6 protein-coding genes are annotated in these 11,201 nt (G+C 70.4%); 1 reads left to right on the forward strand and 5 read right to left on the reverse strand.

The features are described from left to right. Window positions 1–69: 69 nt before the first annotated feature. The 5 genes from aceE to ABD346_RS04905 all read right to left on the reverse strand — a co-directional run bounded on the left by aceE (window position 70) and on the right by ABD346_RS04905 (window position 8,807). Entirely contained in the window at window positions 70–2,805 is a 2,736-nt protein-coding gene (aceE, locus tag ABD346_RS04885; protein ID WP_344371889.1) for a pyruvate dehydrogenase (acetyl-transferring), homodimeric type, read from the reverse strand. A 226-nt stretch (window positions 2,806–3,031) separates the two neighbouring features. Next, window positions 3,032–3,658, reverse strand: coding sequence for a GntR family transcriptional regulator (locus ABD346_RS04890; RefSeq protein ID WP_189961023.1), 627 nt, complete (start codon window positions 3,656–3,658; stop codon window positions 3,032–3,034). A 127-nt stretch (window positions 3,659–3,785) separates the two neighbouring features. Further along, window positions 3,786–5,510, reverse strand: a complete 1,725-nt coding sequence (sucB, locus tag ABD346_RS04895) for a 2-oxoglutarate dehydrogenase, E2 component, dihydrolipoamide succinyltransferase (protein WP_344371893.1) — start codon at window positions 5,508–5,510, stop codon at window positions 3,786–3,788. A 54-nt stretch (window positions 5,511–5,564) separates the two neighbouring features. Next, complete coding sequence (gene lpdA / locus ABD346_RS04900) at window positions 5,565–6,953, reverse strand: dihydrolipoyl dehydrogenase (protein WP_189961025.1); 1,389 nt, start codon at window positions 6,951–6,953, stop codon at window positions 5,565–5,567. A 333-nt stretch (window positions 6,954–7,286) separates the two neighbouring features. Then, complete coding sequence (locus tag ABD346_RS04905; protein ID WP_344371896.1) at window positions 7,287–8,807, reverse strand: leucyl aminopeptidase; 1,521 nt, start codon at window positions 8,805–8,807, stop codon at window positions 7,287–7,289. Window positions 8,808–9,139: 332 nt separating this feature from the next. Between ABD346_RS04905 and ABD346_RS04910 the strand changes: the two genes are divergently transcribed. Next, window positions 9,140–11,152: a hypothetical protein gene (locus ABD346_RS04910; protein ID WP_344371898.1), complete on the forward strand. Its 2,013-nt coding sequence runs from the start codon at window positions 9,140–9,142 to the stop codon at window positions 11,150–11,152. The last annotated feature ends 49 nt before the right edge of the window (window positions 11,153–11,201 follow it).

The raw sequence follows: 11,201 nt of genomic DNA on the forward strand, positions 1-11,201 counted from the left end.
TCGACCATTCACGCACGCGTGCCCCGCCCCGGCAATCGGGACGGGGCACGCGTGCGTACCTGTGAAGGCCTACAGGCCGTAGCGCTCGCGCGCTTCCTTCACGGCCGTGACCGGGACCTCGCCGCGCTTGGCGAGCTGGGCCAGGGCCGCGACGACGATCGACTGGGCGTCGACGCCGAAGTGGCGGCGGGCCGCCTCGCGGGTGTCGGAGAGGCCGAAGCCGTCCGCGCCGAGCGAGGAGTAGTCCTGCTCGACCCACTGCGCGATCTGGTCCGGGACCTGGCGCATGTAGTCGGACACCGCGAGGACGGGGGAGTCCACGCCCTCAAGTGCCGTGCGGATGAAGGGAGTTCGCTCCTCGCCGCGCAGCAGGGCCGCGTCGGCCTCGAGCGCGTCGCGGCGCAGCTCGGTCCAGGAGGTGGCGGACCACACGTCGGCGGCCACGCCCCACTCCTCGGCGAGCAGCTTCTGGGCCTCAAGGGTCCAGTGGATCGCGGTGCCGGAGCCGAGGAGCTGGATGCGGGGGGCGATGGGGGCACCTCCCTGCTCGAGCGAAGCCGAGAGCTTGGGGGACGGGACGGTGACGCCCGCGGACTCCGCCGTGTTGAAGCGGTACAGGCCCTTGACGATGCCCTCGTCGATGCCCGCGGGCTTCGCCGGCTGCGGCATCGGCTCGTTGTAGACCGTCAGGTAGTAGAAGACGTTCTGGTCCTCGCCCGGGGCCGCCTCGCCGTACATCCGGCGCAGACCGTCCTTGACGATGGCCGCGACCTCGTAGGCGAAGGCCGGGTCGTACGACATCGCCGCCGGGTTGGTCGCCGCGATCATCGGGGAGTGGCCGTCCGCGTGCTGGAGGCCCTCACCGGTCAGGGTCGTCCGGCCGGCGGTGGCGCCCACCAGGAAGCCGCGGCCGAGCTGGTCGCCGAGCTGCCACATCTGGTCGGCCGTGCGCTGCCAGCCGAACATCGAGTAGAAGATGTAGAAGGGGATCATCGCTTCGCCGTGCGTGGCGTACGCGGACGACGCGGCGATGAAGTCGGCCATCGAGCCGGCCTCGGTGATGCCCTCGTTGAGGATCTGGCCGTCCTTGGCTTCGCGGTAGTACATCAGCTGGTCGCGGTCGACCGGCTCGTACGTCTGGCCCTTCGGCGAGTAGATGCCGAGCGAGGGGAACAGCGACTCCATGCCGAAGGTGCGGGCCTCGTCCGGGACGATCGGGACCCAGCGCTTGCCGGTCGTCTTGTCGCGGATCAGGTCCTTCATCAGCCGGACGAACGCCATGGTGGTGGCCATGGACTGGTGGCCGGAGCCCTTGTCGAAGGCCGCGAACGACTTGTCGGCCGGGGCCGGCAGCGGGGCGATCGCGTGGCTGCGGCGGGCCGGGGCCGGGCCGCCGAGGGCCGCGCGGCGCTCCTGGAGGTAGCGGACCTCGGGGGAGTCGGCGCCCGGGTGGCCGTAGGGAACGACACCGTCGACGAACTGGGCGTCGGAGATGGGCAGTTCAAGAAGGTCACGCATGTTCTTGAACTCGTCGTTCGTGAGCTTCTTCATCTGGTGGTTCGCGTTCTTGGACGCGAAGCCGTCACCGAGGGTGAAGCCCTTGACGGTCTGGGCCAGGATGACGGTCGGCGCACCCTTGTGGGACAGGGCGGCCTTGTAGGCGGCGTACACCTTGCGCGGCTCGTGGCCACCGCGCGACAGGTGGAAGCACTCCAGGATCTTGTCGTCCGAGAGCAGCTTCGCCATCTCGACGAGCGCCGGGTCCTTGCCGAAGAAGTCCTCGCGGATGTAGGCCGCGTCCCGGGTCTGGTACGTCTGCACCTGGGCGTCGGGAACCTCGCGCAGGCGGCGGACCAGGGCGCCGGTGGTGTCGAGCTGGAAGAGCTCGTCCCAGGCGCCGCCCCACAGCGACTTCACGACGTTCCAGCCGGCGCCGCGGAACTGGGCCTCCAGCTCCTGCACGATCTTGAAGTTGGCGCGGACCGGGCCGTCGAGGCGCTGCAGGTTGCAGTTGATGACGAAGGTCAGGTTGTCCAGACCCTCGCGGGAGGCGAGCGCGAGGGCCGCCGTCGACTCGGGCTCGTCCATCTCGCCGTCGCCGAGGAACGCCCACACGTGGGAGTTCGATACGTCCTTGATGTTCCGGTTGGTGAGGTACCGGTTGAAGCGCGCCTGGTAGATCGCGGAGAGCGGACCGAGCCCCATGGAGACGGTCGGGAACTCCCACAGCCAGGGCAGGCGGCGCGGGTGCGGGTAGGAGGGCAGGCCGTCGCCGGCCGACTCCTGGCGGAACTTGTCGAGGTGCGCCTCGGTGAGGCGGCCGTCGAGGAAGGCGCGGGCGTAGATGCCGGGCGAGGCGTGGCCCTGGATGTAGAGCTGGTCGCCGGAGCCGTCGCCCTCCTTCCCGCGGAAGAAGTGGTTGAAGCCGGTCTCGTACAGCCAGGCCGCGGACGCGAAGGTCGCGATGTGGCCGCCGACGCCGTGCTTCGAGCCGCGGGTCACCATGGCCGCCGCGTTCCAGCGGTTCCACGCGGTGATCCGGCGCTCCATCTCCTCGTCGCCGTCGATGACGGGCTCGGAGGAGGAGGGAATGGTGTTGACGTAGTCCGTCTCCAGCAGCTTGGGCAGGGCCAGGCCCGCGCCTTCGGCATGCTGGAGCGTGCGGCGCATCAGATACGCGGCCCTATGCGGGCCGGCGGCCTTGGCGACGGCATCGAGGGAGGCCGCCCATTCGGCGGTCTCCTCGGTGTCACGGTCCGGGAGCTGGTCGAGCTCGCTCGGAAACTTGGCTACGGGGTCGATCATGATCGCCGCCTTCCGGACAGGAGGGGGGTGGAGAAAAGGGGGCCTTTGTCTGGCAGGACGGGGCCTTGGACCGGTGAGTCCGCCGTCGACTGTAAGCCGCCGATCGATGATCGATCAAAGTGCTGAGCCAAAAACTTCTTCGAATCGCGAAAGTCGGCACAGGGTGCCGCAAAAAAGGGCACCGGGTGCCTTGCTTTTGAAGGATCCCGGCACCCGGCCGCGCAGGTCAGGCGCTCCGCGGCGCGCACCCCAGGACATGGGCCTTCACCAGCGCCCCGATGGCCGGATCCCGCCGCCGGAACGCGGCGACCAGGTCCTCGTGCTCCTCCGCGTAGGACTTCTGGACGGTGCCGAGCCAGCGGATGGACAGCGCCGTGAACACCTCGATGCCGAGGCCTTCCCATGTGTGCAACAGCACACTGTTGTCGGCCGCCCGCACCAGTTCCCGGTGGAAACCGACGGTGTGGCGCACCTGCGCGGTGCCGTCGGCCGCCCGGTCCGCCTCGTACAGGGCCGCCACGTGGGGCTCCAGGGCCGAGCAGTCCTCGGCGAGCCGCCCGGCCGCCAGCTCGGCCGCGATCTGCTCCAGACCGGCCCGCACCGGGTAGCTCTCCTCCAGGTCGGCCGCGGTCAGATTGCGCACCCGTACGCCCTTGTTGGGTGCCGACTCGATGAGGCGCAGGCTCTCCAGCTCGCGCAGGGCCTCGCGCACAGGCGTCTGGCTGACCTGGAGCTCCACCGCGATACGCCGCTCCACGATCCGCTCACCGGGCTTCCAGCGCCCGCTGACGATCCCCTCCACGATGTGCTCGCGGATCTGCTCGCGCAGCGAGTGGACGACGGGCACGGTCATGGGGGCTCCTTAAGGCGAGCGGTGACCTCCAAACAATACGGCCGCGCCCCCGCCCGGAAGAGCCCGGGCGGGGGCGCGGCCGCTGGTGAGACGAGTCTTACAACCGTCCCACGCTGCCTTGGGAGCCTTACAGGCCGAGCTCGACCTCGAACTCGCCGGCCTCCAGGATCGCCTTGACGGCCGTCAAGTAGCGGGCCGCGTCGGCGCCGTCCACCAGACGGTGGTCGTAGGAGAGCGACAGGTACGTCATGTCGCGGACGCCGATGACGGTGCCCTCGGCGGTCTCGATGACCGCCGGACGCTTGACGGTGGCGCCGATGCCCAGGATGGCGACCTGGTTCGGCGGCACGATGACCGTGTCGAACAGCGCACCGCGCGAGCCGGTGTTGCTGATGGTGAAGGTCGCGCCGGACAGCTCGTCCGGGGTGATCTTGTTGGCGCGGACCTTGCCGGCCAGGTCGGCCGTGGCCTTCGAGATGCCGGCGATGTTCAGGTCGCCCGCACCCTTGATGACCGGGGTCATCAGACCCTTCTCGGAGTCGACGGCGATGCCGATGTTCTCCGAGTCGAAGTACGTGATGGTGCCCTCGTCCTCGTTGATCCGGGCGTTGATGACCGGGTGGGCCTTCAGCGCCTGGGCCGCCGCCTTCACGAAGAACGGCATCGGGGACAGCTTGACGCCCTCACGGGCGGCGAAGGAGTCCTTCGCCTGGCCGCGCAGCTTCATCAGCTTGGTGATGTCGACCTCGACGACCGAGGTCAGCTGGGCCTGCGAGTGCAGGGCCTTCATCATGTTGTCGCCGATGACCTTGCGCATGCGGGTCATCTTGACCGTCTGGCCGCGCAGCGGGGACGCCTCGACGGACGGGGCGGCCTTCTTGGCGGCGGGGGCGGCGGCCGGGGCCGGGGCCTTGGCGGCCTCGGCGGCGGCGATGACGTCCTGCTTGCGGATACGGCCGCCGACGCCGGTGCCCTTGACCGCGCCCAGGTCCACACCGGACTCGGAGGCGAGCTTGCGGACCAGCGGCGTGACGTACGCGCCGTCGTCACCGGCGGTGGCGGCGGGCGCCGGAGCCGGGGCGACCGGAGCCGGAGCGGCCACGGGGGCCGGGGCGGCGGGCGCCGGGGCGGGCGCGACCGGGGCGGCCGGTGCAGCCACGGGGGCCGGGGCCGGGGCCGGGGCGGGCGCCGGAGCGGCAACCGGGGCCGGAGCCGCCGGAGCCGGGGCGGCGGCCGGAGCCGCGCCCGGAGCACCGATGACGGCGAGCTTGGCGCCGACCTCGGCGGTCTCGTCCTCGCCGACCACGATCTCCAGGAGGACACCGGCGACCGGGGCGGGGATCTCGGTGTCGACCTTGTCGGTGGAGACCTCGAGCAGCGGCTCGTCCTCGGCCACCTCCTCGCCGACCTCCTTGAGCCAGCGCGTGACGGTGCCCTCGGTGACGCTCTCGCCGAGCGCGGGGAGGACGACGTCGGTGCCGGAGGCGCCACCGGCGGCCGGGGCGGCCGGAGCAGCGGCGGCCGGAGCCGGCGCGGCGGGGGCCTCGGCGACCGGAGCCGCCGGGGCGGGGGCGGCGACCGGCTCGGCGGCCGGGGCGGCAGCGGGGGCGCCCGTGCCGTCGTCGATGATGGCGAGCTCGGCGCCGACCTCGACGGTCTCGTCCTCGGCCACCTTGATGGAGGCCAGGATGCCGGAGGCGGGGGCGGGGATCTCGGTGTCGACCTTGTCGGTCGAGACCTCGAGCAGCGGCTCGTCGGCCTCGACGCGCTCGCCCTCGGCCTTCAGCCAGCGGGTGACGGTGCCCTCGGTGACGCTCTCGCCGAGCGCCGGAAGGGTTACGGAAACCGACATGGTTTCGGTTGCTCCTTACGAATTGCGGAAGTGGTCGTCGCGCCCGAGGGGCTGTTAGTCGTGGGAGTGCAGCGGCTTGCCGGCCAGCGCCAGGTGGGCCTCGCCGAGCGCCTCGTTCTGCGTCGGGTGCGCGTGGATGAGCTGCGCGACCTCGGCCGGCAGAGCCTCCCAGTTGTAGATCAGCTGGGCTTCGCCGACCTGCTCGCCCATACGGTCACCGACCATGTGGACGCCGACCACGGCGCCGTCCTTGACCTGGACGAGCTTGATCTCGCCCGCGGTCTTGAGGATCTTGCTCTTGCCGTTGCCCGCGAGGTTGTACTTCAGAGCGACGACCTTGTCCGCACCGTAGATCTCCTTGGCCTTGGCCTCGGTGATGCCCACGGAGGCGACCTCGGGGTGGCAGTACGTCACCCGGGGCACGCCGTCGTAGTCGATCGGGACGGTCTTGAGACCGGCCAGACGCTCCGCCACCAGGATGCCCTCGGCGAAGCCGACGTGCGCGAGCTGGAGCGTCGGGACCAGGTCGCCGACGGCGGAGATGGTGGGCACGTTGGTGCGCATGTACTCGTCGACCAGGACGTAGCCGCGGTCCATCGCGACGCCCTGCTCCTCGTAGCCGAGGCCCTGGGAGACCGGGCCGCGGCCGATGGCGACGAGGAGGACCTCGGCCTCGAACTCCTTGCCGTCGGCCAGCGTGACCTTCACACCGTTGGCGGTGTACTCGGCCTTCTGGAAGAAGGTGCCCAGGTTGAACTTGATGCCGCGCTTGCGGAACGCGCGCTCCAGGATCTTGGAGCTGTTCTCGTCCTCGACCGGCACGAGGTGCTTGAGGCCCTCGATGACGGTGACGTCGGTGCCGAAGGACTTCCACGCCGAGGCGAACTCGACGCCGATGACGCCGCCGCCCAGGATGATCGCGGACTGCGGGACGCGGTCCAGGGTCAGCGCGTGGTCGGAGGAGATGATGCGGTTGCCGTCGATCTCCAGGCCCGGCAGCGACTTCGGCACGGAGCCGGTCGCGAGGAGGACGTGGCGGCCCTGGATGCGCTGGCCGTTGACGTCCACGGAGGTGGCCGAGGACAGGCGTCCCTCGCCCTCGATGTAGGTCACCTTGCGGGAGGCGACCAGGCCCTGCAGACCCTTGTACAGGCCCGAGATGACCTCGTCCTTGTACGCGTGGACCGCGTTGATGTCGATGCCCTCGAAGGTGGCCTTGACACCGAACTGGCCGGCCTCGCGCGCCTGGTCGGCGATCTCGCCGGCGTGCAGCAGGGCCTTCGTGGGGATGCAGCCGTTGTGCAGGCAGGTGCCGCCGAGCTTGTTCTTCTCGATCAGTGCGACGTCCAGGCCCAGCTGCGCTCCGCGCAGGGCCGCGGCGTAGCCGCCACTGCCACCGCCGAGGATCACTAGGTCGAAAACGGTGCTGGCGTCGTTCGCCACGTCACGTCCTCCATGCATGTGCGCCGGGCGCGGTCGTCGATGACCGGCGGCGGCTGGTGTTCGGCCGCTTATCTTCGGCCCTGTGGTGGGGGCCCTGTCCTGCCGAGAACCCATCTTCGCACTTGTTGACGGAAGGCGGGACGCGGGGCCGGGGTCTGAGACGTCCGATCGTCGGACTCGGCGCTTCTCAGGGGTGACTCCACCGCACCGCGGCGGCGTACGGATTTCATCGACAGCGAAATCCGGCCGAAGCGTGACGGTACGGAGCGTGAACACGGGCGGCCCCGGGATTCATGCCCGGGGCCGCACCGTGTGTCGGCTGTGCGCGGCCTTTCAGCCGAGGTCGCCCGAGGCGGTGCGCTCGGCGAGCCGGAGCAGGGTGCGCACCGAGGAGCCGGTGCCGCCCTTGGGGGTGTAGCCGTGCGGGGCGCCCTCGTTGAAGGCCGGGCCCGCGATGTCCAGGTGGGCCCAGGTGATGCCCTCGCCGACGAACTCCTTCAGGAACAGGCCTGCCACCAGGCCGCCGCCCATCCGCACGCCCATGTTGGCGAGGTCGGCGGTGGGGGAGTCCATGGTCTTGCGCAGGTTGGCGGGCAGCGGCATCGGCCAGGACTGCTCGCCGGACTCCTCCGCGATCTCGTGGATCGCGGTGCGGAAGGCGTCGTCGTTGGCCATGATCCCGAAGGTGTGGTCGCCGAGCGCGAGGACCATGGCGCCGGTCAGCGTCGCCACGTCGACGATCGCGTCGGGCTTCTCCTCGGAGGCCTTCCACAGCGCGTCGGCCAGGACCAGGCGGCCCTCGGCGTCGGTGTTGAGGACCTCGACGGTCTTGCCGCTGTACATGCGCAGGACGTCACCCGGGCGGGTGGCGGAGCCCGACGGCATGTTCTCGGCGAGCGCGAGCCAGCCGGTGACGTTCACTTCGAGGCCCAGGCGCGCGGCCGCGACGACGGCGGCGAACACGGCGGCGGCGCCGCTCATGTCGCACTTCATCGTCTCGTTGTGGCCGGCCGGCTTGAGCGAGATGCCGCCCGAGTCGTAGGTGATGCCCTTGCCGACGAACGCGAGGTGCTTGGCGTTCTTGGCGTGCGTGTACGAGATCTTCACAAGGCGCGGCGGGTTCGCGGAGCCGACGCCGACGCCGAGGATGCCGCCGAAGCCGCCCTTCTCCAGCGCCTTCTCGTCCAGGACCTGGACCTTGAGGCCGTGCTCCTTGCCGGCCGCCGACACGACCGCGGCGAAGGCCTCGGGAGTGAGGTCGTTCGGCGGGGTGTTGATCAGGTCGCGGGCGCGGTTCATCTCCTCGGCCAGCGCGAGCGAGCGCTCGGCGGCGGCCTTGTGGGCCTTGTCGCGCGGCTTGGCGCCGAGCAGGGCCACCTCGGCGAGCGGGCCCTTGGCGTCCGCGCCGCGGTCCTGGTAGGCGGTGAAGGCGTAAGCACCCAGGAGGGCGCCCTCGCCGATCGCCTCGATGTCCTCGGCGGCCTCGATGGGCAGCGCGAACGCGGCCTTCTTGACGCCGTGCAGGGCGCGGGCGGCGTTGCCCGCGGCGGTGCGCAGCACCTCGGAGGCATACGCCTCGTCGTCGGCGGGGGCGGCGCCGAGGCCCACCGCGAGGACGAACGGGGCCTTGAGGCCGGCGGGGGAGACGGCCTTGGTCACCTCACCCTCGGCACCACTGGCGCCGAGGGTCGCCAGGACAGCGGCGAGCTTCCCGTCGAACGCCTTGTCCACGGCCTCGGCGCCGGGCGCGACGACCAGCCCACCCTTGGGGCCGGCGGCCTTGGCGACGCCGACGACGAGGGCGTCGGCGCGCAGCGTCGCCGCACCGGCAGTGCTGAGAGTCAGAGCAGTCACGGTGGTGAGATCTCTCTTCCTTGAGAATCCTGTGGAGTGTTCGACCGTCGGATGGGCCGGCCGGGGCCGGGGACATCGTATTTCGGGCGGGTCGACCATCGGTCACCGAGCCTACGCGCGGTGACGGCGTTCGATAGCGGTGGCGGTAATTCACTCATCCGTGGTGTCTCTTTCATGTTTGGCCCGCACGCTTCGTGAGAGCTACGTCACACTCGCCTCAATCGGGCACGGGGGGCACCGTGCCTCTTTGCATCATCACCACAGGTTCTCCATGCGCACTCCGCGCGCGGAGACTCTCTTTGGGGGGACACATGAAGGCGAAGGCCTTGAAAATGGGCAGAACCCGGCTTGCGCTCACGGCGCTGATGGCTGCCGGGCTGCTCACCACAGCCGTCCCGGCCGCCAACGCGGCGGCCACCGTCGCGCCGCGGATCGATCTGAAGGTGCTGGTCCTCGACGACGGCGGAAGCGCGGTCGGGGCGATAGTCGCCGAGCTGAAGAACACCGGAGTCCCGTACCAGACGGTCGAGTTGGCCGCCCAGGGCCGGCCGGTCATCAACGCCGCCTTCCTCAGCGACACCGTCGGCGGGCGCCCGCGCGCCAAGTTCCAGGGCGTCGTCGCGCCCAACGAGATCCCGTTCGGCTCCGCCGACGCCCCCGAGCAGGCCGCTCTCGCCACGTACGAGAAGACCTTCGGGATCCGCCAGGTCGACGCGTACACCTGGGCGCACCCCGAGGTCGGGATCGACTACACCGACCAGAACGGCGGCTGGTCCGGTGTCCTGGACGGCGTCAAGTCCCAGGTCACCGCGGCCGGCAAGGCGGGGCCCTTCGGCTACCTCGACGGGCCGCTCACCTTCGAGGACAACGACCCCGCGGTGCCGGAGAGCTACGGCTACGCGGGCCACCCCAGGGACGGCTTCACCAGCTACCTCGACGCGCCGACCGGCGGCACCCTGCTCGGCCAGTACGCCCACGACGGCCGCAGCGAACTGGTCGTCACCTTCGCCTACAACCAGTACCAGGAGCAGTTCCAGGCGCTGGCCAAGGGCATGGTGGAGTGGGTGACGCAAGGGGTGCACCTCGGCCAGAGCCGCAACTACTTCACGGTGCACGTGGACGACGTGTTCGCGCCGGACTCGCGCTGGGACAGCGTCCACAACTGCACCCCGGGCGACTTCGACTGCCCCGACGGCGGCGCGACCAACCCGGACATCCGCATGACGGCGGCCGACGCCGTGTACGCGGCCCAGTGGGAGCAGGCCAACGGGTTCACGCTCGACATGGTCTTCAACGCGGGCGCGGGCGAGGAGTGGAAGTCCGAGAACGGCGGCACCGACGCGCTGGCCACCCAACTGCTCGCCGACAAGACCAAGTACCGCTGGGTGAACCACACCTACACGCACGAGTTCCTCGGCTGTGTCCAGGACAACACCGTCGTGCCGTGGCAGTGCAAGAAGAACGCCGACGGCTCCACCCAGTGGATGAGCCGGGCCGACATCTCCGCGCAGATCTCGCAGAACAACACCTGGGCCGCCCAGAAGGGCCTCCCGGTCGACAAGAGCGAGCTCGTCACCGGTGAGCACTCCGGGATGAGGGTCCTGCCGCAGCAGCCCGACGACAACCCGAACCTGGCGGGCGCGCTCGCCGACAACGGGGTCAAGTGGACCGGCAGCGACGCCTCGCGCGAGCCCGACCAGCGTGCGGTCGGCGCCGCCCAGACCGTCCCGCGGCACCCGATGAACGTGTACTACAACGTCGGCAAGGCCGCCGAGATGACCGACGAGTACAACTGGCTGTACACCTCCAAGGCCGACGGCGGCAGCGGCGTCTGCGAGAACAACCCGGCCTCCACCTGCATGACCGCCCCGCTCGACACCGCCACCGGCTACCAGTCGTACATCGTCCCCAGGGAGGCCAGGACCGCCCTGTCGCACGTGCTGTGGAACGACCCGCGGCCGCACTACGTGCACCAGTCCAACCTGGCAGAGGAGCGGATCCTCTACCCGGTCCTGGACAAGGTCCTCGGCGACTACAAGGCGCTGTACGCGGACAGCGCGCCGATCGTGAACCTGCGCGAGAAGGACGCGGGAACCGAGCTCAGCCGCAGGGCGTCCTGGGACAAGGCGCTGGCTTCCGGTTCGGTGACCGCCTACCGGATCGGCGACACCGTCACCGTGCAGGCTCCGAAGGGGGTGGCCGCACCGATCACGGCACCGGAGGGCACCCGTAAGCAACTGCTCCTCGGGACCACCGCGTTCGGGACGCCGTACGCGGGTCAGCGCTCCGACTGGTCCTCGCCCGAGCTGCTCCAGTCGGCCATCACGCTGAAGCTGCCGGCCTGACCAGCTGCCCGACCGCTCGTCACGCACGACCGCTTGTCCTGGGGGGACA

The sequence above is a fragment of the Streptomyces mauvecolor genome, from assembly GCF_039532965.1.
Taxonomy (GTDB): domain Bacteria; phylum Actinomycetota; class Actinomycetes; order Streptomycetales; family Streptomycetaceae; genus Streptomyces; species Streptomyces violascens.

What these genes read in the sequence shown, in the direction of transcription:
- aceE (WP_344371889.1), bottom strand. Translation starts at nt 2,805, where the DNA reads ATGATCGACCCCGTAGCCAAGTTTCCGAGCGAGCTCGACCAGCTCCCG.
- ABD346_RS04890 (WP_189961023.1), bottom strand. Translation starts at nt 3,658, where the DNA reads ATGACCGTGCCCGTCGTCCACTCGCTGCGCGAGCAGATCCGCGAGCAC.
- sucB (WP_344371893.1), bottom strand. Translation starts at nt 5,510, where the DNA reads ATGTCGGTTTCCGTAACCCTTCCGGCGCTCGGCGAGAGCGTCACCGAG.
- ABD346_RS04910 (WP_344371898.1), top strand. Translation starts at nt 9,140, where the DNA reads ATGGGCAGAACCCGGCTTGCGCTCACGGCGCTGATGGCTGCCGGGCTG.